This window comes from Actinoplanes teichomyceticus ATCC 31121 (assembly GCF_003711105.1).
Lineage (GTDB): Bacteria > Actinomycetota > Actinomycetes > Mycobacteriales > Micromonosporaceae > Actinoplanes > Actinoplanes teichomyceticus.
This window is the reverse complement of sequence record NZ_CP023865.1, coordinates 5,852,511-5,877,731: the sequence shown is the minus strand read 5'-3', so window position 1 is coordinate 5,877,731 and position 25,221 is coordinate 5,852,511. Positions and strand designations below refer to the sequence as shown.

Annotated in this window: 22 protein-coding genes; 13 read left to right on the top strand and 9 right to left on the bottom strand. The window is 71.0% G+C overall.

The window, feature by feature from the left end; translation table 11 throughout:
* The first annotated feature begins 462 nt into the window (after positions 1-462).
* The gene (locus ACTEI_RS25730) at positions 463-909 is read left to right on the top strand and encodes a hypothetical protein (protein WP_164466110.1); all 447 of its coding nucleotides are present in this window, start codon (positions 463-465) and stop codon (positions 907-909) included.
* A gap of 220 nt (positions 910-1,129) precedes the next feature.
* Positions 1,130-1,354 (top strand): hypothetical protein, encoded by a 225-nt coding sequence (locus ACTEI_RS25725; RefSeq protein ID WP_122980014.1) that lies wholly within the window; start codon positions 1,130-1,132, stop codon positions 1,352-1,354.
* Positions 1,355-1,436: 82 nt separating this feature from the next.
* Here ACTEI_RS25725 and ACTEI_RS25720 read toward each other — a convergent pair whose 3' ends face one another.
* From ACTEI_RS25720 to ACTEI_RS25710, 3 genes are all read right to left on the bottom strand, one after another.
* The gene (locus ACTEI_RS25720; protein WP_239082757.1) at positions 1,437-2,201 is read right to left on the bottom strand and encodes an alpha/beta hydrolase; all 765 of its coding nucleotides are present in this window, start codon (positions 2,199-2,201) and stop codon (positions 1,437-1,439) included.
* Between the two features lie 185 nt (positions 2,202-2,386).
* On the bottom strand, positions 2,387-3,481 hold the full coding sequence (locus ACTEI_RS38590; protein WP_122980012.1) for a helix-turn-helix domain-containing protein: 1,095 nt from the start codon (positions 3,479-3,481) through the stop codon (positions 2,387-2,389).
* Positions 3,482-3,555: 74 nt separating this feature from the next.
* Positions 3,556-3,798: a hypothetical protein gene (locus ACTEI_RS25710; protein WP_145830943.1), complete on the bottom strand. Its 243-nt coding sequence runs from the start codon at positions 3,796-3,798 to the stop codon at positions 3,556-3,558.
* A gap of 833 nt (positions 3,799-4,631) precedes the next feature.
* On the opposite strand from ACTEI_RS25710, the gene ACTEI_RS25705 reads away from it, so the two are divergent.
* On the top strand, positions 4,632-5,030 hold the full coding sequence (locus ACTEI_RS25705) for a hypothetical protein (RefSeq protein WP_145830942.1): 399 nt from the start codon (positions 4,632-4,634) through the stop codon (positions 5,028-5,030).
* A gap of 47 nt (positions 5,031-5,077) precedes the next feature.
* Here the strand turns inward: ACTEI_RS25705 and ACTEI_RS25700 are convergent, their stop codons facing one another.
* A complete protein-coding gene (locus ACTEI_RS25700; RefSeq protein WP_145830941.1) occupies positions 5,078-5,488 on the bottom strand; it encodes a hypothetical protein in 411 nt (136 codons plus the stop codon).
* Between the two features lie 316 nt (positions 5,489-5,804).
* Between ACTEI_RS25700 and ACTEI_RS25695 the strand changes: the two genes are divergently transcribed.
* On the top strand, positions 5,805-6,521 hold the full coding sequence (locus ACTEI_RS25695; RefSeq protein ID WP_239082755.1) for a hypothetical protein: 717 nt from the start codon (positions 5,805-5,807) through the stop codon (positions 6,519-6,521).
* Between the two features lie 396 nt (positions 6,522-6,917).
* On the opposite strand, the gene ACTEI_RS25690 is transcribed toward ACTEI_RS25695, so the two are convergent.
* The 4 genes from ACTEI_RS25690 to ACTEI_RS37375 all read right to left on the bottom strand — a co-directional run bounded on the left by ACTEI_RS25690 (position 6,918) and on the right by ACTEI_RS37375 (position 12,242).
* On the bottom strand, positions 6,918-7,631 hold the full coding sequence (locus ACTEI_RS25690; RefSeq protein ID WP_239082754.1) for a GAF and ANTAR domain-containing protein: 714 nt from the start codon (positions 7,629-7,631) through the stop codon (positions 6,918-6,920).
* A gap of 229 nt (positions 7,632-7,860) precedes the next feature.
* Positions 7,861-8,286: a response regulator transcription factor gene (locus tag ACTEI_RS25685; RefSeq protein ID WP_122980007.1), complete on the bottom strand. Its 426-nt coding sequence runs from the start codon at positions 8,284-8,286 to the stop codon at positions 7,861-7,863.
* A gap of 15 nt (positions 8,287-8,301) precedes the next feature.
* A complete protein-coding gene (locus ACTEI_RS25680) occupies positions 8,302-11,397 on the bottom strand; it encodes a GAF domain-containing protein (protein WP_122980006.1) in 3,096 nt (1,031 codons plus the stop codon).
* Positions 11,398-12,101: 704 nt separating this feature from the next.
* A complete protein-coding gene (locus tag ACTEI_RS37375; protein ID WP_164466108.1) occupies positions 12,102-12,242 on the bottom strand; it encodes a hypothetical protein in 141 nt (46 codons plus the stop codon).
* Positions 12,243-12,389: 147 nt separating this feature from the next.
* On the opposite strand from ACTEI_RS37375, the gene ACTEI_RS25670 reads away from it, so the two are divergent.
* The 6 genes from ACTEI_RS25670 to ACTEI_RS25645 all read left to right on the top strand — a co-directional run bounded on the left by ACTEI_RS25670 (position 12,390) and on the right by ACTEI_RS25645 (position 20,886).
* On the top strand, positions 12,390-15,581 hold the full coding sequence (locus tag ACTEI_RS25670; RefSeq protein ID WP_211344341.1) for a hypothetical protein: 3,192 nt from the start codon (positions 12,390-12,392) through the stop codon (positions 15,579-15,581).
* Complete coding sequence (locus ACTEI_RS25665) at positions 15,536-15,856, top strand: hypothetical protein (protein ID WP_122980003.1); 321 nt, start codon at positions 15,536-15,538, stop codon at positions 15,854-15,856. The genes ACTEI_RS25670 and ACTEI_RS25665 overlap by 46 nt, the downstream gene beginning before the upstream one ends.
* Positions 15,857-16,131: 275 nt before the next feature.
* Complete coding sequence (locus ACTEI_RS25660) at positions 16,132-17,106, top strand: tyrosine-type recombinase/integrase (RefSeq protein ID WP_122980002.1); 975 nt, start codon at positions 16,132-16,134, stop codon at positions 17,104-17,106.
* Positions 17,103-17,588, top strand: a complete 486-nt coding sequence (locus tag ACTEI_RS25655; protein ID WP_145830939.1) for a hypothetical protein — start codon at positions 17,103-17,105, stop codon at positions 17,586-17,588. Before ACTEI_RS25660 ends, ACTEI_RS25655 begins: the two co-directional genes overlap by 4 nt.
* A 219-nt stretch (positions 17,589-17,807) precedes the next feature.
* On the top strand, positions 17,808-18,329 hold the full coding sequence (locus ACTEI_RS25650) for an SMI1/KNR4 family protein (RefSeq protein WP_122980000.1): 522 nt from the start codon (positions 17,808-17,810) through the stop codon (positions 18,327-18,329).
* A gap of 1,453 nt (positions 18,330-19,782) precedes the next feature.
* The gene (locus ACTEI_RS25645) at positions 19,783-20,886 is read left to right on the top strand and encodes a phosphotransferase (protein ID WP_122979999.1); all 1,104 of its coding nucleotides are present in this window, start codon (positions 19,783-19,785) and stop codon (positions 20,884-20,886) included.
* Positions 20,887-21,300: 414 nt separating this feature from the next.
* Here ACTEI_RS25645 and ACTEI_RS25640 read toward each other — a convergent pair whose 3' ends face one another.
* Entirely contained in the window at positions 21,301-22,284 is a 984-nt protein-coding gene (locus tag ACTEI_RS25640; RefSeq protein WP_122982411.1) for a DUF2867 domain-containing protein, read from the bottom strand.
* A 49-nt stretch (positions 22,285-22,333) separates the two neighbouring features.
* Between ACTEI_RS25640 and ACTEI_RS25635 the strand changes: the two genes are divergently transcribed.
* From ACTEI_RS25635 to ACTEI_RS25615, 3 genes are all read left to right on the top strand, one after another.
* Positions 22,334-22,930 carry a TetR/AcrR family transcriptional regulator gene (locus ACTEI_RS25635; protein ID WP_164466106.1) on the top strand — a complete coding sequence of 199 codons (597 nt, stop codon included), beginning with the start codon at positions 22,334-22,336 and terminating at the stop codon, positions 22,928-22,930.
* 1,323 nt (positions 22,931-24,253) lie between these two features.
* The gene (locus tag ACTEI_RS25620; RefSeq protein WP_122979996.1) at positions 24,254-24,493 is read left to right on the top strand and encodes a hypothetical protein; all 240 of its coding nucleotides are present in this window, start codon (positions 24,254-24,256) and stop codon (positions 24,491-24,493) included.
* 296 nt (positions 24,494-24,789) lie between these two features.
* Positions 24,790-25,164, top strand: coding sequence for a DUF4326 domain-containing protein (locus ACTEI_RS25615; protein WP_239082677.1), 375 nt, complete (start codon positions 24,790-24,792; stop codon positions 25,162-25,164).
* Positions 25,165-25,221 lie beyond the last annotated feature (57 nt).

The window sequence follows — 25,221 nt, the reverse complement described above, 5'->3', positions numbered from 1 at the left end:
CCGACTCTTCCGGCCCCTCCCAGCGCAGCCCGTATCGGGTCAGACAAGCGCGCTCCAGCGCCGCCTGAGCACGGTCCGACCGTGCCTGCGCGTCGGGCGATGGCAGGTACCCGTCCAGGGGAACTACGGTTCCCGGCCGGAGCGGCGGTACGGGAGGCAGGGATCGCAACGAGTTCCCCGAACTCTGGTGAGTACCGCATCCTGTGACCAAGCACAGCAGGAACACGGCTGCTCCCGCCGCACCGCCACCGATTCGTCGCATCCCGTTCCTCCCCATCCGTCGGCATCCGTGAGCCAGCCACCGCACGAGCGTCGGCCGTACCGCCGCACCCGCCGGAGAGCCACTCCTCGCCCTGGCCCGAACCCAAACGCGTGGTCGTGAGGAGTGGGTCGCGGGATCGATGCTTCAGCATTCGATGCGGGAGCTCAATGCCGCCCGCTTGTCCCGGACAAGAAGTTGCCGTGACCAGCTCAGACAGCTTTGTCCCGGACAGGCCATCTGTCCCGGAACAGGCTCCCGGCCCGGAGATGGCCTGCGTGCGGTCGACCAGAGCCGATCACATCTATCCCGCCGAGCAGCTGGCGCCGCTGTACGACCGCGAAGCCGCCCTCGAAGACCGGCTCGCTGACGCCGGCGTCGAGCCGGCCAGCCACCGAGCCGCCGCCGCCCGGTCCAGGGAGATGGCCGCCCGCGCCCGCGCGCATACCAGCCCGCCCCTGCTGATCGTCCCGCCGAACGGCGGACCGACCCGGATCGCCGGGTGGTGGGATCACGAGGCCGCCGGCTACCGCTGCCCGGTCTGCCCGGCCGTGAACACCTGGCCCGCCGTCGCGGAACGCCATGCCGAAGTCGCCCACGGCGTCGACCAACTACCCGAAGACCGAGCGCCGGGCAAAGCCAGCAAATGACTCGCCGGTAACTCCGCCCCGTGGGTCAGCTACCCAAGCGCGGGGCCGTCAGACGGGTCTGCTGCACCGAGTTACGGGCGCGCTGATTGATATCGGGCTACCGTGTTGGCGGAGGCAAGTAATGGATCATCGGCCCTCGCCGTCCTCTGCATCGAAGAGAGCTGGCCGCGGCCTTGGGCTAGCCTTGGGTGCCGCACCTCACGTACTCATACTTGCGTTGATGGTTCTTGAGATCCTCAACGCGGAAGGGACAGACCGCGGGTATGCGGCGCTGGCTGGCCTTTTCGAGCTATATGTGGTTCCGATCGCTTTGATCGCAGCCTTCGTCTTGAGGGCGACGCGTTTCCGGCCGTTATCGTCGGGTTTGGTGATCAGTACGCTGGTGGGGACGTTGATTGTCGTGCTGGCGATGCTCGTTGTTGGCAATGGCAGCACCTGGGACTGAGTGCGGCCGGAACGCTTCTGGCGGCTTGTATAGATCCGGGCTCCAGCGCAGTGGCTGGAGCCCGGATTGTTACAGTTTTCGGCTACTGGACTGACGAGTACTTGCTTGTTGCGATGGCGGCGATCCCCCGACGAGCTGGGTTGTCGTCGTACGTGCCGTCCCAGTAGGTGGTGTGGCCGTCGAGCGGATTCCAATCCATTGTGAATTGGTGTGCCCCGAATTGCGGGTCGACGGGGCTGTACCCGTATCGCACGTCGGGGACGATGCGGATGATGTCGAAGACGGCCGTTGTCGCCCAGACGTGTCCGAGTGGTACGCCGTTGAGTTGCACAGCGTACGCGACGCCCACGCCGGGACTGGCGACGAAGACGATGTCGTCGGCCTGAATACCGGCCGTGTCCCTGGCGGTGAACCCGACCACGGTCGTTCCGTAGCTGTGCCCGAGCACGGTGAGGTGGGCATGGGTACTCGCGCGCAGGCCGGTCTGGAAGCGGCGAAGGTCCGGTGCCGCGTCGTCGGCGAATCCGCTTTCTGCTGCTCCGGGTATCAGAGACTGCGGGGCGTCATAGCCTTCCCAGGTGATCGACGACGTCTTCTTGCTCGGCGCGGCGAGGCCTGCATCCGCGACCATCTTGTGCGAGCGTTCAATGTCGGTAGCGGTGCCCTCGCCGAGCTTGGCGAAGGTGCCGGGGACATAGGTGATGACGTTGTCAGCGGTGTCCGGGTTGTTGATGGCGACGACCGCTCGGCCACGACCCTCGGTGCTGAATTTCAGCAGGTAAACCGCGGGCCCGGGTGCGGCGATACGGTCATGGATGGCCTTGATCCCGTCAAGAGCGTCCTGCATGGGCCGGATCTTTTCCATCAGGTCGTACATCTCAGCGTCGGCCCTGAACTTGGCTGCTTGCGGATCAGACTCGTCCGGGTAGAGCTCGGTTACCCGGTCCTGCTCGACCATGCTCCCGATGTAGTCCACGCGGTCCGAGTACTGGTTCAGCTCTGGCGTGATCCGTCCCTCTTCCCGTGCCATCATCACCCGGTTGGACTGGTCCCGCACGGTGGCAGGCAGGCCGTCGAGGTCCCCCAACAGCTGCGGGAACTTGTCGAGTGCGTATTGCCGCTGCAGTCCATTGAGCCCACGCCACCATGCGGCGATGTTCGCCGGAGTTTCGGTTGCTGCGGGCACCTCCGATTCGTTGATGTCGCGCCGTGGGATGACGGGATTGTCGCCACCGACCCACGTAGCGTTGTCGATGTTCTGCCATTCGGCGCGGGCCAGGGCCCTGGTGAGACGGCGTCGGCGGGCGGGCAGCCGAGCAGGTCCTGCTCAGCTTCGTAGGGCGGTGGCACGGTGGCGTGGTCAGGCCCGTGGTGCGGGGTGGCCGCGAGGCCGGTGGTCTCCGGCGGTGGGCAGGACTGCAGGATCAGCCGGGCCCGCCGGTGGGTGGTCCACGGGTTCGACGAGATGGTGTCCGAGGGTGGCGCGCCGAGCAGGTCCTGCACGGTGGGCAGGAGGGGTGCCGGCGCGGCGACGCGGACGGGTTGGCCGTCCTTGATCGCTTGCCAGGCGTCGAGCCAGGCCTGCTGATCGGCGTCGGGTAGGCCGATGGCTTGCAAGAAGCTGGCGGTCAGGTTCCGGCGTGGCAGGGTGCCTCGGGCGAACGCGCCGCACAGGGTGGACGGTGCGACCCGAGCCCCCGGGGTGCTTCTTGCGGCAATCATCCGGTAGGTCAGCCCGGACCACTCGCGTAGTCGCTTGAGCCCGTCGTTGAACTCGGCCGCGGTGCCGAGCGCGGTGGGTGCCGGCGCCGGCAGGCCTTGTTCGCGGGGGCTCAGTTTCTCCGGTGATTCCTTGCTGGCCGCCAGCTGGGCTGCCAGCACTGCGCGGCGCGCGATCCATGGCTGCGGATCGTCGCCACAGGCGTCCACGAACGCTTTCAGGCTGCTCACGCTGGGCAGATGATGACCTTGGTCGACGGAGTGGATCGCGCTCTTGGAGAAGAACGAGGCCTGCGCGATCGCGGTGTAGGACAGGCTGGCCTGCTGGCGCAGCAGGCGTAGATCGAATCCGAACGCGGCGATGGGGCTGCTGCCGGGATCCGCCGGCTCTCGATGCTTTTTCGGCATGGTGTGTCCTTGCCGGGCACGCTGCTTCCCGCCCGCCACGCTGGGCGCGGCGGGTGGTCAGCGGCAGCGCCGGATCAGATCCGGCGGCCCCGAGAGGCGCCCAGCCGTGCCGCGGCGACGCCGGCGCATCCGACGACGGCGGCGATCGCCGTGGGCTCGGCTCCGGCCGTGGCGAACACCAGCGCGAAGACCAGGATGATGACTAAGACGATCACCGTGACGGGGTAACGGCGGGGCCGGCGCAGCACGACCGCGGTGACCACCGCGGCGACCAGCAGCGCACCGGCGTACGACACGGTGGCCGAGGAAATGGGCATGCTCAGAGGCACAGTCGTTCTCCCTTGAACGAGACGGGTCTTCACTGCGGAGCTGGTTAGCGCGGTTCCCCCCGTGTTCCACGCAGCTCCCCCGCTGGTCCGTGCGGGATGGTCCGTCCCGGGCGGGCAGCGATGACAGGGGAGCCGACACATAGGAGTACCAATCCCGGCTCGCCCGGCCCAGACCCTCACGTTCGCGGTTTCTGTGCGGATCTTGTGAAGAGGATGTTTTGGGTGTTTCAGCGGCTTTAGTGATCCTTATGGCGCTGAAACGTGTGCATAACGGGTCGAACGTCGGAACAGAACGGGGGTCCATCGGCCGGGCGAACAGCCAGAGTGAACTGCGAACCCACTTCCATACCGTGGCGGGTCCCCTAACAATGGCGTGGCGCAGAGAATCTCCAACGGAATGCCGGTCGGGTCGGTTTCCGCAGGCGGAGGTCTCCATCCGGAGCTGGATGAGCGCGCGTGAGGTGCCTGCTGGTCCCAGGACGCCTCCACGGAACGAGGTAGCTGACCGGGGAAGCGGCTGCCGCATTCACTCGTTCCGCCCGATCCCCAGACGCCGCCGTGACCGCTTCCCGGGCGGATAGGAAGCGGGTCGCGGCGGCGTCCCACATTTACTCTTTCGAGCAACGTCCGGCGCCGCGCGCCTGCTGGCCACCGGCGTCTGCGCCCGCCTCCTGCCACGGCCACCGGTAGCTGCCGGGTGCTCGCCGGCCCGCCGTAGGCCAGTTGCCGGAGACAGGCCGTCGAGCCTGGCATATTCACTCACGCCGACACGTCAGCAAGGCGATGAGTGCCCTCAAATCGGCGAACTACGGTCGGAATCCATGGGCGCACATGTAGTGAAGGTGGCCGCGGCGGCGGTCACGGCAATCTGTCTCACCGGGTGCAGCATGATCGCCGACGTCACGGACAGCGGCGACAGCTTCGAGGACCGGGCCGAAGCCCTCGACGCGGTGTACGAGCAGGGCAAACAGTCCCGCAAGAAGATGGAGAAGCTCGGCGTGATCGTGGACGAGACGTCCTGTGGCAGCTCCTGGGTCACCAGCGGCGCCAAGGACGCCGAGAACGACATGGACACGACGCGCAACAACCGGGCCAACGACGTCAACTTCCAGGAGCTACGCCGCCTGTCGTTCATCAACGGCTGCATGGACCGACCCAACTCGTTGCCCGCCGTGGTCGCCCCATCGCTGCGGCCGTCGGCGTCAGCCTCGCCGCGATAGCCGCGAACGAGCGTGCCGGCCCGGGTCGTGGTGGCGATCCGCCCGAATCAGGTTGCTGCCGCGCCATCAGGGCCGGCGCAGGGCGGCCACGACTGCACGGTGCTCTCCTGCGGGCGGCCCAGCTCACGGCATCGGCGACAGCTCCAGAGCCGGTGACCCTGCGGGCCGAGCCGGGTGTTCTCGCACAGGCAGGCCCGCCAGCCGAGCAGGACGGTCCGGGCGCCGAGCGGATGCTGCTGCGGGCCGGCGCACCGGGGCGGGATCGGCTCGGCGAAGCCGGTGATCCGGCCCTGCCGGTCGGTCCGCACGGTGCTGAGCATCTGCCGGCAGTGCGGGCAGATCGGGATACCGATCGGCGCGCGTTCGGCGGTGACCAGGCCGTGCGTGATGCAGACCCGGTCGCCGGCGTGCAGCCGGGGCGTGAGGGTGCCCCAGTCGGCCGGTGGTGGTGCGGACACGAGCGTCACCGTACGCCCGCACCGTCCAGGCCGGGCTCCGCATCGTGGCCCGGCTGGAGCGTTCTCCGGTGGGTGTCCCGGAAACGACCAGTTCCGGGACACCTCCGAGAAGGCCGAGCCGGGCTCGCGTTCTCACAGCTCGACAAGATCACTGGAATCCCGAAACCCGTCCCGATGCCCGGCGTGCCGGAGATTGGCCCGTTTCTGCGGCGACCTGCCGTTCGTAGGCCCGCGCCCGGCCGTGAGGACCGGCCGGGCGCGCGGTTCCCGACCCGGCGACGGAATTCCTGTCATACCCCTGCCTCATCGTGGGGGGATGACAAACGCTCCCATCGATACGCCGGCCGAGGGCGCCGGCGAACGCAAGGCCCTGTCTGCGCCGATGGTCGCCGCCCTGTGGGCGATCAGCAACGGTCGCTGCTACGCACCCGACTGCCCGTTCCCGGTGGTGTACGAGGTCCGGCCCGGGCACTTCCGCAAGAACGCCCAGATTGCGCACATCTTCGGCGTCAAGTCCGGCGCCCGGCGCTACAGGAAGGACATGCCCGCGGCGATCCGGGACTCCTTCGCCAACCTGCTACTGCTGTGCACGGCCCACCACAACGAGGTCGACAGCGAAGAAGGCGAGCGGCTGTACACGCCCGAGGTGCTGCGCGAGTGGAAGATCCGGCACGAGGGCGCCCAGAACCGGGTCCTCAACAACCTCAAGGTCTACAACGGCGACGCGCTCCTGGACCTGCTTACCGAGATGACCGAGCCGCCGCTCAAGCGCCTGGAGGCTATCGCCGACCGGTTGGAGAAGACCGGCGAGATCGGTGCCGGCACCGTGGCCGAGCTCAAGGCGATCGTCGGCGTGCTCTCCGATACCGGGCCCGATCACCGCGACGTCCGGCTGCTCGCCGAGGCCGCCGCGGTGCTGACTACCCACAGCTTCAGCAGCACCGTCCAGAGCCTGGCTCACGCCGCGGAAACGCTGCCGCGCGCGGTGTCCCGCATGGAACAGGCCACCCGGCAGATGGGCCAGTTCATGTAGCCCGGTCCCCGTACCTGGCGACCTCGCGCCGGGGCCCGTCTGCGGCGACCCGGAGGTATGGCTGAACCATGCCGAGGGTCCGCCGCGAGACGGCGGGCCCGGGCGGAAACCCGCCGTCCTCGGGCTCAACATGGCGGTAACGGCTGTCCGAGCGGGCGACATGGTGATCAGCGGGGCGCGGTTCTGGGTTGAGGACTGGGACGACCACGGCTGACTTTCACAGCAGGACGGGCCATGACCCAGGTCATGGACGACGAGCAGTTCCGCGCCATCACTCATCGGCTCCGGTAGCCGCCGCGGTGCTCCACCGTTCGTCCGACGGGGGCGTTCCACTTCCTTGGTTGGGGAACGTTCCAGACTTCGGAAGTGGAACGGGGCAGCATCGGACCGCCGTGATCACTTGTCGGGTGAGGCTGCCTTGTCGACCAGCGCCGTGGCGACGTCGCGCAGTTTGCGGTTGCTGTCCTGCGACAACTTGGTGAGGATGGCGAAGGCCTCGGGGGCGGTGCAGCGGCGCTGGCCCATGATGATGCCTTTGGCCTGTTCAATGACGGCCCGGCTCTCCATCGCTTTCTGCATGTGACTAGCCAGGGTGGCTTGTGTGTCGTACAGGTGGGCGTTGGCCAGCCCGACGGCGGCGAAACCGGCGAACGTCTGCGCCAGGGCGATCGCGTCGTCGTCGAAGGCGTGCGGCTTGGTGGCGTAGATGTTCAGCGCACCGGTGATTTTCTCCTGCACCGGCAGGCCGATCGACAACGAGCTGAGCGCGCCGGCTTGCTGCGCGTCGCGGGCCCAGTCCGACCACCGGTCTTCGCTGCTGGTGTCGGGTACCGACAGGCTGGCGGTGCCGGTGGAGGCGTCCAGGCAGGGGCCGTGGCCGCGTTCGTACTGGACTTCGTCGAGATTGCGGGCGAGTTCGCCGGTGAAGGCGGCGGTGTGGGCGTTGTCGCCGCGCAGCAGGGTGACGCTGACCTCGGCGGCGCCGGGGATGGTGTGCTTGGCCAGCTGAGCGATCTTGTCCAGCAGGGTGTCGATGTCGACGTCGGCGAGTCGGATGCGGCCGAGTTCGGCGAACGCCTCGTTCGGGTCCATAGGTTCGACGTGCGTCATGAGAAACGTTTCCCTCACCAAAGGGCGTACCACCACCCAGGGGTGACCGGGGATGCTGATGCGCGAATCGCTGCAGGACTCCTGATCCAGGAGCCCGGGATCCGCGCCGCTTCTCGACGCTGGTCTCGGCGACGCCAGGGAAGGCACCGCACCACAGGACTCCAGCCTACCCGGGGCTCACGCCATCGACACGCGCCCGCACGGCCAAGATCGTTGAGACGTACTCGGATCAAGGTGCCCTGTACCGGTCAGAGGTCTCCCTTGAGCAGGTGGCGGTGCGAGGGCGGGTGAGCAGGGTGGTGACGCGGTTGATCAGTTCGGTGTTGTCGAAGGGCTTGCCGAGGTAGTCGTCGGCGCCGGCGGCGTGGGCGGCGGCGATCTCGGCGGGGTACTGCCGCACGGAGAGCATGAGGATCGGCAGGTGGGCGGTGGTGGTGTCGGTGCGGAGCCGGCGGCAGACCTGCAGGCCGTCGAGGCTGTCGCTGCCGGGCAGGGCGGGGTTCATCAGCAGTAGGTCGAAGGGTGCGGCCAGGGCTGCGGTGAGGGTGTCGTCGGCGGTGCCCATGGTCTGGACGTGGTGCCCGGCACGGCGCAGGAGCTGGGTGAGGAGATCTCGTATGTCAGGGATGTTCTCGCCGACGAGGATGGTGGCCATGGCTTGTCCCTCAGGTCAGTGTTGCAGGGCCGGGCGGTGCCGCGGCAGCCGTACCAGCACGCTGGTGCCGGGCTGGTGGGGGCTGGTGTCGAAGGTGACGGTGCCGTGGTGCAGCTCGGTGATGGTGTGCACGAGGGCCAGGCCGAGGCCGGCGCCGGGGAACTCCTGGTGGGCGACGTTGCTGGCGCGGTAGAACCGGTTGAACGCATGTTGTTGTTCACCGGCGGGGATGCCGATGCCGGTGTCGGTGATGCGTAGTTCGGCCGTGTCGGGGTGTGCGGTGAGGCGGATGCGGACGTCGCCGCCGCCCGGGCTGTAGGTGATGGCGTTGGAGATCAGGTTGGTCACCACCTGGCACAGCCGGTGGGGGTCACCGTGCATCGGTAGTCGTTTGGGCAGGCGGGTGTGCAGGCGCACGCCGTTGGCCGCGGCGGCCGGTTCCGCGGCGGCGACCGCGGCGGCGACGATGTCGGTGAGGTCGTGTTCGGTGACGTCGAGTTGCAGGTGCCCGGCATCCAGGCCGGACAGGTCGAGCAGGTCGTCGACGATGGTGCGCAGGCTGCCGGCGTTGCGGGCGATGACCTGCAGCATCTGCCGGCCCTCGTCGGCGCGGATGGTGAGGTCTTCGATGAGCAGGGTGGCGTAGCTGATGATCGAGGTCAGCGGGGTGCGCAGCTCGTGACCGACCAAGGTGAGGAAGTCGTTGCGGGTGCGTGCCAGTTGGACGCTGAGGTCGGTGGCGCTGCGCAACGCGAGGGACAGCCCGACCTGGGCGGCCACCCCGGAGACCAGCACGGTGAGCAGGTCCTGGTGCTGGTCGGGGGCGTCGCTGTAGCAGGCAAGCACGCCGAACACGGTGTCGCCGTCGCGGATCGGCACGGCCAGGACGGTGCGCAACCCCGTCTCGGCGCAGGCCTGCGCGAGAGCCAGATGCTGCGCACCGGCCGGATCGCTGATATCGGTGGCGTCCGGTATCCACAGCGGTCGCCCGGTGGCCCATACGGCGCCGATGATGCCGACGCCTCGGGCGATCGGCTCCGGCCGCGGGTCGCCGCACTGGCCGGTGGCGCAGCTCCAGTGCCCGATCTGCTGCAGGGTGTCGGTGAGGGAGTCGCGCAGCCACAGCTGCGCGTGCGGCCAGCCCAGGGCTTCGGTCACCGTGCGCAGCAGCGCCGCGGCGGCGTCGCCGACGGTGGCCGCGGCGGCCAGGATGTGCGTGACCTCCTGCTCACAGGCCCGGAACGCTTCGGCGCGGCGGAGGGCGGTCACGTCGTGCAGGGCCGCCACTGCCCCGAGTCGTGTCCCGTCACCGGTGGTGATGGGCTGGGCGTGGGCGAGAAGGATCCGGTCCTGAAGGCCGGTCCTTCCGACCAGCACGCCGACGTCGCGCACGTGTTCACCGCGGAGCGCACGCAGCAGCGGTGTCTCGTGCAGCGGCAGGGGCGTGCCGTCGAGGTTGCAGATGCTGTCGGTGATCGCCTGCCACACCTGGGTGGCGTTCCAGTCGTCGCCGATCCCGTGCACGTGGCGCAGCGCCCGGTTGAGCACCAGCGGCACGCCGTCCGGGTCGATTGCGGCCACTGCCACGTCGAGGTTATCCACCAAGGCGGTCAGGACCCGGTGCTGGCGTTCGGCCTCGCTTTCGGCCGCGGCCTGCTGCGACAGGTCGGTGAGGAAGGCGCAGGCCAGCGCTCCGGCCGCCCCGGGGACCACGGACAGCACCATCTGGGCGGGTAGCCGGTGCCCGTCGCGGTGGCGCAGGATGACCCGGCGCGGCACCGCACGGGCGGTGGTCGAGGTGGCGAACAGCCGGCCCAGCGCCTCGTCGATCGGCCGGCCGTCGTAGTCGGGCAGCATCGTGTCGTCGAGATGCCGGCCGCAGACCTCGTCGGCCGGCCAGCCCAGCAGGTCCTGCGCGGCCGGGTTGAACGCCACCACCACGCCGTGCGGGTCGACCGCGACGAACGCTTCCGTCATGCCCTGCACCAGCGCGACGGGATCCAACGCCGCCGTGGTCGCGGCCGGCTGTTCGGTCGTGCCGGGCCGGCGATCCAGCAGGTGCGCGATCTCGGCCAGCGTCGTCAGATCCGCGTCGTTCCACTGCCGCGCCGCCGGGTCGAGCACCGACAGCGACCCGACCGGCTGATCGTCGGCGTCGCGCAGCGGGACCCCGAGGAAGGCCCGCACTCCGTACTCGGTGTGCAGCGGGTGCTCGCGCAGCCTCGGATCCTCGTCGGCTGCCATGTCCGGGCTGCAGACCGGGGCGTCCGCGCTGACCACGTACTTACACACCGAATACGTCAGCGGCGCCTGCCCGCCGTCGGCCAACCGCGCCGGCAGGCCGTGCATTCCGGCGAAATACTCGTCCTGCTGGCCGACGAACGTGACCACTGCCATCGGGGCACGAAGCAGCCGCGCCGCCAGCCCGGCGATCGCGTCCAACGGCATCGCCGACGCCGGCAGGGCCCGCCGGGCCCGGTCCACCGCCGCCAACCGCCGGGCGTCACCGAGCACCGCCTCATCCTCAACCGCGATCTGACCGGTGCCCGGCCGAGCCTGAACGATCTCGTGCGAATGATCGGCGGGCGTGGCCGACGTCTCGAGCAGGCGGGCGTTGGCCAGCCCGACGGCGGCGAACCCGGCGAACGTCTGCGCGACGGACAACGCGGCCGCATCGTTGTCGAAGGCGTGCGTCTCGGTGGCGTAGAGGTTCAGCGCACCGGTGACCCCTCGTTGCGTCGGCAGGCCGATCGACAGAGAGCTGTGCCCGCCGGCTTGCCGCGCTGTCGTCGCCCAATCGGGCCAGCGGTCCTCGCTGCCGGTGTCGGGCACCGACACGGTGCCGCCGCTGAGGGCGGCCTCCAGGCAGGGGCCGTGGCCCAGGTCGTACTGCATCTGGTCGAGTCGCCGGGCGAACTCATCGGTGAGCGCGACAGTGTGCGCGGCATCGCCGCGCATCAGGGTGACGCTGACCTCGCTCGCACCCGGAATGGTGCGCTTGGCCAGCTGCGTGACCTTGCTCAGCAGTACGTCCAGTTCGACGTCAGCCAGGCGGATACGGCCCAGCTCCGCGAACGCCTCACGCAGATCGATGGCTTCGACGTCTGTCATGACAACGGCCCCTCGAAAGGGCGAACCACCAACCCCGGAAAGGGACAACAGTGATACGCAGATCGCTGCAGGACCGCCTGTTCCATCGCAGTCCGGGATCCGCGCCGTTTGACGCCGGTTCCGACGGGGCCCACCTAGACCGCCGTACCACAGGCTCCGAGCGTATCCCCGTTCCGGGCTACCAGCGAGTCGCTGACGCCAGGCAATAGCGGCGTACGTTCCCAGCGGCCCGGACGGGCCTTTACCCGTCGCCGGGATCGCCGTACGAGCGAGAGATCAGGACCGCGCTGATGGCCGCGGCCGACGTGGACAGCGCCCCGGGCACTGGCGCTCAGGAGAAGCGGTGGCGGACCGCGCTCAAACGCGCCCGGTGGAGTCCCCGACGGGGGTATGGGCTGTGGCTGTACGGCAACAACATCGCCCCGGACGCGGTAGAGGTCCGGACCCCTCACCAGGTCGTGCGGCTGGTTGACGAGGCTCGCATCAAGCTTCCGCTGAGGCCGGAGGCTTCCGCCTGAGCCCCACCCGTATGTCTACTCGACCATTTGGTCGCCGGACGCGTCCGGGCCGCTGTGCAGCCCGGCTGCCCACGCAGTCCCGGCCTGAACAGGACCGGGCTGCTGTTGACCCGGCAGATTCAGATCACCACTTGCTGACCTGGGGGCGGGATCCCGCCGGTACAGCGCGGGATCCCGCCGGGCCGGTCAGTTGCCGGTGCTCAGGTGGTCGAGGAGCCAGCCGGTCAGCGCGCGGGTGGCTCCGGCGAGGACGCCGCTGATCACGGCGAGGGTGATCCGGGTGCGGCGCGGCTCGGGGCTGCTGGGGTGCTGCGGGGGTCGGGTCATCGGGTGCTCCCTGGTTGTCTGAGACGAAAGGCGGAGCCGGCGCCGGCTTGCGCTTTCAGACTCAGGTCCTCGCGAGGGCGCCGACCTGAGTGCCGACGGGTGTCGAGCGGTCCACGACCGGTAGCGGTGAGGCATCATCGGTCGGCGATGGATGCCGACAAGTCCCGACCAGTGCGCCGCCCACTCGCGGCGGCCGCCAAGCGCGCTCCGGTGCGCCGCCCGCGGAATCTGGCCCGGCCCGAGCTCGACGCCGGCCCACAACGGGATGTCCGCGATCTGCTCTACGACCTGCACGAGAAGGCGGGCAGACCGGCGCTGGAGGAGCTGGAGAAACAGATCGCCGGCGATGACCGCCTGAACGGTTCACCGAAGAAGGACATGATCCACCGAATCATCTCCCGGGGCGGCCCGGCGGACCTGGACGATGTCCGCGCGGTCGCCCGGACCCTGGCGCGGGCCTGCGGCCGGGATGAGCACACGGTCGACGCGCAGGTCACCCTGTGGATGCGCGCGCCGCAGCGGCCGGCTATGCCGGGGCCGTTGCTGGCGCCGCGCTCGGCGTATCTGGCGCAGGTCCGTCAGATCGCCCCGCCCGAGCTGGTGGGCCGGGAGGCGGAACTTGCGGAGTTGGCCCGGTTCTGCCTGGACGAGCAGGCCGGTGCGTATGTGTGGTGGCAGGCCGGGCCGTGGGCGGGTAAGTCGGCGTTGTTGTCGACGTTCGTGCTGGACCCGCCCGAGGCGGTGCGCTCGCGGGTACAGGTGGTGGCGTTCTTCATCACCGCACGGCAGGCAGCGCAGGACACCCGGGCCGCGTTCACCGCGGTGGTCGGTGAACAGTTGGCCGCGTTGACCGGCCAGCAGGTCCCGGCGGTGATCGACGAGTCGTTGCGGGAGGCGTGGCTGCTGGACCTGCTAGAGCAGGCCGCGCAGGGCTGCCGGCAGCGGGGGATGCGGCTGGTGCTGCTCGTCGACGGCCTGGACGAGGACCGGGGCGTCACCACCGGCCCGCACGCGCGCAGCATCGCCGCGCTGCTGCCCGGTGTTGCGCCGGCTGGGATGCGGGTCATCGTGGCCGGCCGGCCCAACCCGCCGGTGCCGGACGACGTGCCCGACTGGCATCCGCTGCGCCAGCCAGGCATCATCCGGCCGCTGGCCGACTCTCCGCACGCCCGTGACCTGCAACGGCTCGGGCAGACCGAGCTGAAACGGCTGCTCACCGGCAGCCCGATCGAGCACGATCTGCTCGGTCTGCTGACCGCGGCCCGTGGTGGCCTGTCCGGAGAAGACCTGTGCGAGCTGACCGGGGCCGGGCTGGTGGAGATCGAAGAGGTGCTGCACACCGTGGCCGGGCGCACGTTCACCCGCCGCTTGCAGCAGTGGTCCGCGGCGGACGGCCCGGTGGTGTATCTGCTCGGTCACGAGGAACTCGACGCCGCCGCCCGCCGCTACCTCCGCGAGACTCGGCTGACCGGCTACCGCAACCGCCTGCATGAGTGGGCCGGCCGCTACCGCCGACCCGGTCACGGCAGTCCGCGCTGGCCGCAAGGCACCCCGGAGTACCTGCTGCTCGGCTACCCCCGGATGCTGGCCACCGCCGGCGAGGTGTCCCGGCTGGTCGACCTGGTCACCGACCCGGACCGCCACGACCGGATGCTGGATCTGACCGGCGGCGACGCCGCGGCCCTCGCCGAGATCACCACCTGCCAGGACCTCGTCCTCGCCCGGCCGGAACCCGACCTCGAGGCGATGCTGCGGCTGTGCATCCGCCGCACCAACCTCGCCGACCGCAACAGCAACATCCCCCCCGGCCTGCCCGCCGTCTGGGCCGCCCTGCACCAACCCGCCCGCGCCGAAGCCCTCGCCCGCTCCATCACCGACCCGTACCAGCAGGTGCAGGCGCTGACCGCAGTGGCCGGAGCGGTCGCCGGCGCCGATCCCGGCCGGGCCCGGCAACTCGCCGCCCGGGCCGAGACCGTGGCCCGCTCCATCACCAGCCCGGGCCTGCAGGCGCAGGCGCTGACCGCGGTGGTTCGGACGGTCGCCGGCACCGATTCCGACCGGGTCCGGCAACTCGCCGGCCGGGCCGAGACCGTGGCCCGCTCCATCACCGACCCAGGCCTGCAGGCGCAGGCGCTGGCCGAGGTGGCCGGGGCGGTCGCCGGCGCCGATCCCGCCCGGGCCGAGACCGTGGCCCGCTCCATCACCGACCCAGGCTGGCAGGCGCACGCGCTGGCCGAGGTGGCCGGGGCGGTCGCCGGCGCCGATCCCGACCGGGCCGAGACCGTGGCCCGCTCCATCACCGACCCAGGCCTGCAGGCGCGGGCGCTGACCGCGGTGGTTCAGGCGGTCGCCGGCACCGATCCCGGCCGGGCCCGGCAACTCGCCGCCCGGGCCGAGACCGTGGCCCGCTCCATCACCGACCCGGGCCAGCAGGCGCACGCGCTGGCCGAGGTGGCCGGGGCGGTCGCCGGCGCCGATCCCGACCGGGCCGAGACCGTGGCCCGCTCCATCACCGACCCGTACCAGCAGGCGCAGGCACTGACCGCAGTGGCCGGGGCGGTCGCCGGTACCGATCCCGGCCGGGCCCGGCAACTCGCCGCCCGGGCCGAGACCGTGGCCCGCTCCATCACCGACCCGTACCAGCAGGCGCGGGCGCTGGCCGCGGTGGTTCAGGCGGTCGCCGGTACCGATCCCGGCCGGGCCCGGCAACTCGCCGCCCGGGCCGAGACCGTGGCCCGCTCCATCACCGACCCGTACCAGCAGGCGCGGGCGCTGGCCGCGGTGGTTCAGGCGGTCGCCGGTACCGATCCCGGCCGGGCCCGGCAACTCGCCGCCCGGGCCGAACCGTGGCCCGCTCCATCACCGACCCGTACCAGCAGGCGCGGGCGCTGGCCGCGGTGGTTCAGGCGGTCGCCGGTACCGATCCCGGCCGGGCCCGGCAACTCGCCGCCCGGGCCGAGACCGTGGCCCGCTCCATCACCGACCCGTACCAGCAGGCGCGGGCGCTGGCCGCGGTGGTTCAGGCGGTCGCCGGTACCGATCCCGGCCGGGCCCGGCAACTCGCCGCCCGGGCCGAGACCGCGGCCCGCTCCATCACCGACCCAGGCTGGCAGGCGCACGCGCTGGCCGCAGTGGCCGGAGCGGTCGCCGGCGCCGATCCCGGCCGGGCCCGGCAACTCGCCGCCCGGGCCGAGACCGTGGCCCGCTCCATCACCGACCCGTACCAGCAGGCGCAGGCGCCGACCGCGGTGGTTCAGGCGGTCGCCGGCACCGATCCCGACCGGGCCGAAACCGTGGCCCGCTCCATCACCAACCCTGACTGGCAGGCGCAGGCGCTGACCGCGGTGGTTCAGGCGGTCGCCGGCACCGATCCCGACCGGGCCGAGACCGTGGCCCGCTCCATCATCAACCCGGGCCTGCAGGCACGGGCGCTGGCCGCGGTGGTTCGGGCGGTCGCCAGCACCGATCCCGGCCGGGCCGGCCGGGTTCTGGGTGAGGTGTTAGCGGCGGATTCGTGGCTGGCGCTGCTGTCGGTGTTGGCCAAGCATTGGCCGCAGGTGGTGTTGCGGTGTGTGGATGCTTTGTCCGGTAACGAGCGTTCGCGAGACATCTGACCCAGCAGGACGTTCGCTAGGCCACTCTGTGACACCACCCGTGTCCGCGCCTTCGTAACGCTCTCAGGGCGGCCGGATTCACGGCCAACCGTCGTTTGCGGCCGATGACGCGTCTCGTATCAGCGCCCCGTGTCGCCGCCGGGTTCCGAGCGAGTTGCCTGATAACTTTGGTTATCAGGCAACATCGGCACCGGGCCCGGCCCGCCACCTCGCGACCGCGGTCGCGCCGGCGCGCGTTCGATTCCCGGTTATCAGGCAACCTGGAGGATCACGGCATGGACGAGGCGATCCGCGACCAGCTCGGCGCCGCCCACCCCCTCGCCGCGGCGCTCGGCGCGTTCCTCACCGACCTGGCCAACGGCAACGCCTCCGCGCACACCATCCGCGCCTACCGCGGCGACCTGCTGCAGTTCGCCGCCCACCACGACGCCGGCCCCGCCGAGCTGACCGTCGCCCCGGTCCGCGCGTTCCTGGCCGAGACCACCGGGCTGGCCCCGGCCACCCGCAAACGCAAACGCGCCGCGATCGCCTCGTTCTGCCGCTGGGCGGTCCGCCACGACCTCCTGGACGCCAACCCGATGGACCGCGTCGACACGGTCAAGGTCCCCAAACGGCTGCCCCGCCCGGCCGCGGCCGCCGACGTCGCCAAGGTCCTGGCCGCGATCTGCCCGCGCCGCCCGCGCAAGGACCTGCCCCTGGACCGGCTGCGCGACCGGGTGCTGTTCGAGACCATCTACGTCTGCGGCGCCCGCGCCGGCGAGGTCTGCGCCCTCGACGTCGACGACCTCGACCTGCGCCCCGACGACGAACACGTGCGCATCCACGGCAAAGGTGGCACCGTACGCACCGTGCTCTTGGATGACCGCGGCTACGTCGCCCTGCTCAAGCTCTACCTGCAGCGCACCGGCTACCGGCACGGCCCGCTGTTCCGCGCCAGCATCAACGGCGCCGGCGGCCCGCTGTCCTACGACGCCGCCCAGCACCGCTGGACCCGCTACTGCACCACCGCCGGCGTCGACCTCGACCTCCACCAGCTACGCCACGCCCACGCCACCGAACTCATCAACGCCGGCGTCTCCATCGAAACCGTCCGCCGCCGCCTCGGACACGCCTCCACCGAAACCACCCAGCTCTACGCCCTGCTCGACGACAAGATCGCCGACAACGAGATCCGCGCCGCCCGGCGCAGGACCCGGGCAGCGGGTAACACCAGTGGATCAAGTCGAGCGGTAAGCGGGTATGGCCGGTGAGCTTGCATTACGAGTGGACACTGTCGTTACGTCTACGGCCGGACGTGCCCGCATCGTTCCTGGATGAGCTCCGCTTCTACCTCGGTCTTGCCGAGCAGTTGCCTGATGATGCTGAGCTGGAGCTCGACTGGCCTTGCCTGGTCACGGAGCCGGACGATGCTCTACCGGGCGGCGGCGTCCGATCGTTGATTGCTCACCAGCCGTCCTCGAACCAGCCGGGTTCGTTCGGATTGTTCGTGCGGACCTTTGTTCTCGACGATGCCATGTACGAGCTGATATCGCTGGTACCAGCCTGGTTAGCGCGGTGGTCGCTGACGCAGGGGTGGATCGGTCAAGCGCGTGAGGAACTGTCGCTGCATCCCTGGCTGAACTTCTACGTTCAAGATGGCCATGCCTATGCCGCTGAGCCCGGCGGCAGCATCGAGCCGCTGGATGACACCGCGCCGCCTTTCACGCTTCTTCAAACCTCCGACAGCGCATAGTTCAGGACCGAGCTCGCCGGGCCGGGACCTGGCCTACTGGTACCCGCCGGACGGGCCGTGCCGCGCCAAGGTGCTGCTCGACGTGGCCGCCGGGGCCGCGGTAGGCGAGGATCGGGTGCTGTGACCGAGTCGAACCGGCATCCGAATGATCGCCTCCTCGAACCAGCGCGGTCAGGTGTTCGACCGCTTCATTCCCAACACCGCGGTCATGAGCAAGGCATGCTGACACTAGAGGACCTGGAGCGCGTCGCGCCCGCACTTCTCCCGCACCGATCGCCGGTCGTACACCCGGTCGACTGGGACTCCCTGCAGGCCACGCTCGGGATTACCTTCCCGGCGGATTATCGCGAGTATGCGGGGCGCTACTGGGGCCTGTCGTTCGACGACTTCATGACGGTCTTGGCGCCCCGGCCCGGCGACGAGAACGGTTACGTAGACGCCATATCCGAGATCCTCGAACTAATGGTCAGCCTGTCCGAGGATGACATGACCGAGAACTACACGTTCCATCCGGAGCCCGACGGGCTGTTCCCCTGGGGCGCTTCCAACCGGGGCGACCACTTCTTCTGGCGCAAGAGCGGTCCCGATCCCGACCGGTGGCCGGCCGTCGTCTACACGGCGAACGGCGACTGGTGGGAACACGACGGTGGCATGCTGGCACTGCTGGTGGGCCTCATCGATGGCTCCGTCGAGCATCGTGGCCTGCCGCCCAGGCCGGGGCCGAACCCCAGCATCGATTAGCGGCGCGGCTCTGGCGGCGTCGCCGGACGCGGCGACCGCGCCGGATCCGGCGGCGCAGGAGAAGCGCTAGTGTTCGGCGCTCAAGCAGGCCCGGCACGCCAAGCGGCAGGCCGGAAAGTGTCCATCGTAATGCAAGCTCACCGGCTCCCACCCGCTCACCGATCGTCTTGATCCACTGGCGCGTATCGCCAATGTAGCTCCTGGGGACGTCCGAGCCCTTCACGGGCCGAAGCCTCTCGAAGCTCTCTGTCACCAGCCCCACCGGAGTGGCGCTGAAACTGGGCGACACGAACTCGGCCGCTATCGGGGTGGCGCTAGACATCAGCAACATCCGGCGCTCGAACTGACCGACAGAGTCAGCGAGCCCCTCGCGCACCGCACCGGCGAGCTGCTCGGCGTCTGCCGGCCACGGTTCTGGGAGGCGCTGGCCGGGAGCTTCGGCGAGCGCACCATCGGGGTCCACGGCGGGACGGAGAGCACGCTGAGGGCGGTGGCGCTTTCCTGCGGAGCGAACCCGTCATCCGCCCAGCTCCCCGTCGCGCTCGCGCATCACCGGAGCGGTCATGCCCGCCTCCGCAAGCCGCGGCACCACGCGTTCGGCGTCCTGGCGGAACTCCGGCGGCGGGGGCTCCGGATCGGCCTGCTGGCGACTGCGGTGCCGAGCTGGCGGAGTGCTGGAGCTCCACCGCGTTCATCCCGCTCGTCTTCTCCCGGCAGGAGCGATGCCGCAAGCCCGATCCGCGGCTCCATGCGCCGGTGGCGCGGCGCCTCGTCGTCCACCCTGAGAAGTGCTCGCCACGAACGCGCTGGTCCCGGGCGCGGCGCGGTACCCGGGTCGACCCCGATGACGCGGTCTGCGAGTACACGGTGGACGACCCGGTCGGCCTGCTGCCCCTGGTGGGCAGCGCCGGGCCGGTATAACGGTCGGCATGGAGATCCGCGTGCCTGAACTGCCGTTCCCGCTGAGCTGGTCACCCGCACCGGAGAGCTGGGCCTACAAGGAGGGTGTGCCGACCGTCTGAGCACGCGCGCAAGCCCCCACCCACGGGTGCGGGCTTGGTCTACATCGCTGTCCTGTCCGGCCCGGACCACCGGCCGACTCGTGAGCAACGGCCTGCCCGTCGCCGGCCGTGGAGGGGACAGCGGCCGCCGCCGCGCGAGAGCTTGAGCAGCTGCTGCGGAAGCGGTTGCGCGGCTACTCGAGCGCGCACACCCACAACGCCTACGAACGAGCTCAGGCGCGGGTTCTGCGGTGATCCAGTCCAGGTAGGTGCTCTGCGCGGGGCTGACGGTGCTACTGCCCTCTACCGGGCGCCAGCCTGCCGCCGTCCGAGCCTCCGGCACCGAACAGCCACCCGGAACGAGTGAACGGCATCATGTGCCTGCTGTCCCGGGCTGCCCCGCGCTGGTAGGAATAGATCATGGTGACAGAAGTGGCGGTAGTGGGGCAGAAGTGACCGACGAGGCTCCCGTGGCCGCGGACCTCTCCGTCGTCGCCGACCGGTTCGGGCTCGGGGAGATCACCGAGACGCAGGTGATCACCGCCGGGACGATGAACCTCAACTGGCGAGTCACCACGACTGGGGGAGTGTGGGCGGTCAAGCGGGTGCTGGACGTCGACGCAGCCGCCGCGCGTCGGCAGCACCGGGTGACGATCGCCCTCGCGGAGCGGGGCCTGCCGGTTCCGCCGGCTTGCACCGTCACCAGCGCCGGCGGCGACACGCTACTGGACCTCCGGGGCCGGTTGTACGCGGTGACCGGCTGGGTTGCCGGGGTACACCGCGGGGGGACCATGCTGTCACCGGCCGAAACCGAAGACCTCGGTAGCCTGCTCAGCCGGCTGCAGGTCGAGCTCGGCCGGATCCTGCCCGCGGTGCCGGAGACGGTCCGGGAGATGCCCGCGGAGGCGGCGGCCGCGAAGGACGGCATCGACCGGTACGCGGCCGCGGCCGCCGCCCGGCCTGAGCCGGACGAGTTCGACGCGTTCGTCATCGACCGGATGACGGCCCGCCGAGTGTTGCTGGCCCAGGTCGCGCATCTGCGCCCGGACGAGGACGCGCCGGTCGGCCCGTGCGGGTGGATCCACGGCGACTTCCAGCACCTCAACGTGCTCTACGGCCCGGCCGGGGTCAGTGCGGTCCTGGACTGGGACCGGCTCAAGCCGCGCCCGGTCGCCGCGGAACTCGTCCGGTCGGCGACTTTGTTGTTCGGCAGGCCGGACGGGTCGCTGGATCTGCAGCGGGTGACGGCGTTCGCCGCCGGATACCGGTCGGTGCGGCCGTTGCCGGACGCGGCGATCGTGGACGCGGTCGGCAGGCTGTGGTGGGAGCGGATCTGTGACACCTGGCAGCTGCGGCGACACTACGAGCGGCAGGACCCCTCCTGCGATCATCTGTTCCGCTCTGCTGAGGCGTCGCTGGCCTGGTGGACCAGCAACCGCGAGCCGGTGAGCGAGGCGTTCACGGCCCGTCGACAGACGGCTGACCGGCATCGGCGCACACCAGGCAGCAGCTCGGTGATCTGCCCCGGGCACGGCCCGACCGTAGCCCGCTGGTGATCGCCTCGTCCCATCAGATTCCCCCGACGGGGGCCGCGCAGCTGGTCCCATGAGTCGAATCAGGTTTCCCAGGGGAGCGTCGTCATGCGCGGGTGTGGAGATCTTCTTCACCGGCCGGCTGCAACCACCCTGGCGCAGAAGGGCCGGCCCTACTTCGACGACCGCGACCATGACGTGACCGCCGAGGAACGCGAGACACTGCGGGTGTCGGTCAACGGGCCGCGCCGCAGCTACCGCTGGATCTTCGCGATCGAGCACATCGACACCGCCGGGCAACGGACCACCAGCTATCCGACGCCCGCGGCGGACCGCACCGCGACCGGGCCAGGGTGCCCGCCGAGGCGTTCTTCAGCGTCACCGGCCCGGCGACAGGGTGCGGGGCCCGCTACACCGAGGACGGCAGCCGGTTCCGCGTCACCGGCTGACGAGTTGCTCGCGCCGGCGCGGGGCGACGGCCACGCGGGCGGCACGGCGCAGCATGGCCTTCACCACCGGCGGGTGGAACAGCCGCACCACGGCCAGGTAGGCGCGGCCGGCCCGGCTGTGCACGGTGGCGTGGGTGGCCACGGTGACGGTGGTGCCGTCGTCGTCGGGTTCGGTCAGGACGGCGGCGCGGAAGTCCAGGTGCCCGGCGTCGGTGCCGAGCAGCACCTCGTGGTCGCCGCGGCCGACGGTGCCGAACGCGGACCGGTCGCCGCGTTCGATGCCGAACGGTGCGACGAGCAGGTTGCGCAGCCGCAGCAGGGCGACGACGGCGGGCGGCGGGTTGCGGAAGATCGCGTCGGCCCAGGTCTGCGGATCGGTGCTGGTGCCCGGGGGTACGCGTACGGCGAAGGCGTCGGCGAGATCCGGGTGGGGGAGCGCGGCCCGGAGCAGGACGGCATTCTCCGGTACGGGCACCGTACGAAGCCTGGTGCTCTCCACGGCCACGGCCAGTCGCGCCCGCCACGGGTAGCGCACCGGCCGGGCGATCGTGCCGGTCACGGCGAGTTCGGCGTTGTCGAGCAGGTGCTCCAGGACGGTGTCGTGGCAGACCCGGACCAGGGCCGGCCACATCAGCCGCATGGTGCCGGTGGAGGTGGCGGTGATCCGGTGCCGCAGTACGCACGAGTGCGGGTCACGGGGTTCGACCTCGATGGTGTGGGTGCCGGTGAGGCCGATGCGCGGGTCGAAGGTGAAGGTGATGCGGCGGCCGGGTTCGTATCCGCTGACGTGGTAGCGGACCGGTCCGTGCCCTCCGTCGGCGCCGACGGAGAGCGGGCGGTCGAAGCGCATCGGGATCCAGGTGGGTGACGGCCAGAGCGGGTCGCCGGGTGCGCCGACGCGGTCGAGCAGGCGGCCGGCCTGGTCGGCGGGGACTGGCAGGACACGTTCGTGGACGTTGTCGATGACGGCCATGACACCCTCCATACGGTAGCGTATGTTTTCCGTACCGTACCGTATGGACATGGTTGAACGCCGCACCCGTAAGCAGACAGCGACCCGGCTCACCGCCGACGACTGGACGGCCGCCGCCCTGCAGGCCATGGGCGAGGGCGGGCTCGCCGCCGTCGCCGTCGAACCGCTCGCCGCCCGCCTCCGCGCCACCAAGGGCAGCTTCTACTGGCACTTCGCCAACCGCGACGCCCTCATCCAGGCGGCCCTGCAACGGTGGGAGAGCGACCACACCGAAGCGGTGATCACCCTGGTCGACGCCCAGCCCGACCCGCTGTCCCGGCTGCGCACCCTCATCGCCATGGTCATCGATTCCACCGCCGCCCCCCACGCCGACTCCATCGAACTGGCCATGCTCGCCACCGCCGGGCACCCGCACGTGGCCCCGGTGCTGGCCCGGGTCACGGAACGGCGTATCGCGTACACCGCCGGGTTGTTCGAAGCCCTCGGCCTGCCGGCCGACCAGGCCCGCGACCGCGCGCTGACGGCGGTCAGCGCCTACCTGGGCCACGCCCAGCTCGCGCACGTCGCACCCCGGACCGTGCCGGCCACGGCCGAGGAACGCCGCCGCTACGTCGACTGGCTCATCGACCTGCTCACCGCCCGCTGACGGCCAGATCCTGCGCACCCCGCGGGAAGGGCCGTTCCGGTGGGCCGTAGCGACGATCCCGCCACGCGCGGAGGCTCGCCGACCTGCTGACCGACGCCGGGTGACCGGCCGGCGGTACGCGCGCTCGGCGAAACAGGCCCGGAGCTTGCGCCCCGCGTCGGTCGTCTTCCTCGCCGTCGCTGCTCACCCACCGGCCATAGACCCCGGTCGGGAACTCCAGTAGCAGGCCGAACCGGTCGGCGGTGACCCACCCACCTTCGGTCTCCCCGCGCCCGGCGGAAGCCACTCGGCGCCGCCGCCTCGCGCCGCCGCCTCGCGCCGCCGCCTCGCGCCGCCGCCTCGCGCCGCCGCCTCGCGCCGCCGCCTCGCGCCGCCGCCTCGCGCCGCCGCCTCGCGCCGCCGCCTCGCGCCGCCGCCTCGCGCCGGCGCCGGCCCGCCGCCGCCCGCCGGTCGGCCAGCGGATCGGACCGACCGCCATGATGACGGCTCAGCGTCGTCCATGACGGTATGCCCTATGGCGCTGGTCGATCACCCGGCTGTCCTCAGCGGTGTCCGTGGTGCTCGCGGTCGCCGGGTGTGCGGGCGCGGCGCAGGACAGCGAGACGGGCGCACAGGTCGTCGGTGAGCGCGTAGATCTCTTTTTCGGCGTCGCCGTGCGGGTCGAGCCAGGGCTGGCCGTCGACCCGCAGCCATGCGAGGGCCTCGTAAGTGGCCTCCTTGAGCGCGTAGCTGGCGTACCGGTCGATCCAGTCGTCCTCGCCGCGGGCGGGGCCGCTGCCGCTGGCGTCCTGGCCGTCTTCCCGTCGCCGGGGGCGCGCACGTCGCTGTCGTAGGCGCAGGGCAGGTCCGGGCCGGTGAGCAGCCCGGCGGCGAACCGGCGAGGGAGCGGGCTCCTGGCGTAGGTGAGCGCGAAGGTGACCCGTGCGGCGGCGGACCGGCTGGCCAGCAGTGATCGGGCGCCGGCGAGGCAGTCCGTGGTGTGTTCGGCCGCCGTGGTGGTGTCGGGCCACGTACAGCCCAAGCAGTGGCGGGCGCACACCCGCCCTTCGCGCGGGGCGCACCCGCAGCCGGGTGTCGAGGGCTGGGTTGCTGTCACGGCCGTGCCGGTGATTCCGTGCGGCCGCCCCGGTCCGGGGCGGTGCCGCGGCCGGGGGACGGCCGTGCCGGTAGGTGTCTGCGTGTCCTGGCCGGCGAGCTGGTGCCGGGTGGGCTGGGCGAACGCCAGCTCGTGCCTGTTCACGAGTCCGGCGACGGTTTCCAGCAGGTCGCCGGCGGAGGCCGGCAGCTGACGGGCCGCGTTGGCGGCCGGGATCCGGTCGTCGCGTGCCAGAGTTTGGTGAACTCTGCGAGTTGTGGGAGCCGGTCGAGCACCGTCTGGACCTGGGTGTGGGCCTGCTCGTGAGTCATGCCGCCCGGTCCGATCATCGGGCGGATCAGTCGGTCGGCCGGGACGATCTGCGCTTGCAGGTGGTTCCGTGGCATCAGTTCTCCTCGATGCTGGGCGTGCGGGCGCGGGCGGGCCTCGCCGTCCGGGGTGGAACGGGGACGGCAGCCGCCTCGTGACGACTGCCGGGTCCGGCGCTGGCAGGGGCGGAGAGCCCTGGCTCTGGGCGTCTGCCCGTGCCCGGGGGCTCCGGGCGGCTGGCCGATGAGGTCGCGTCGTCAGCGGCCGGTACCCGGGGCCGTCTCACTGGTGAGGCCGGCCAACACCTCACGGCACGAGCGTGCGCGTGCGAGTGCGTCGCTGAACGGTGCTCGCGAGACGGCATCGAGCAGAGCCAGGGCGTCTGCCTGCGAGAGATGGAGCTGGCCTTGCACCTCGCGCCGCGGCCGCCGAGGACGACGGCGACGACCTGCCGGTGACCCGGGCCCGGCGTGGGCAGATGGCCCGGCAGGCCCGGTGGCGCGACGAGCACCCGGACGCGGCTCGCGTCGACCGGTTCACCCGGTGGGGCCACCCGTTCCCGGCCGACGAGCACGGCGGGCGCCGTCGCGGCGTACCGGCGGGCGCTGCTGGACGGCGGGTGCCCGGCGTAGCCGGGCACCCGCCGGTGACCGTGGACGCGGTCCGGACCGGGCTCGCCGGCCGGGACCTGGCGTGCTGGTGCCGGCCGGACGAGCCGTGCCACGCGCAGGTGCTGCTGGAGGTCGCCGTCGGTGAGGCCCTGCTCCTTGAGGGAGCAGGGCGGGCGGATGGTCGACGGGCCGCAGTACCCAAGCTCATCGCCGCCTGATCAGCTCGGCATCCTGAGACGCGCGGATCGCGGCAGATCCGGATAGTGGGGCACGGT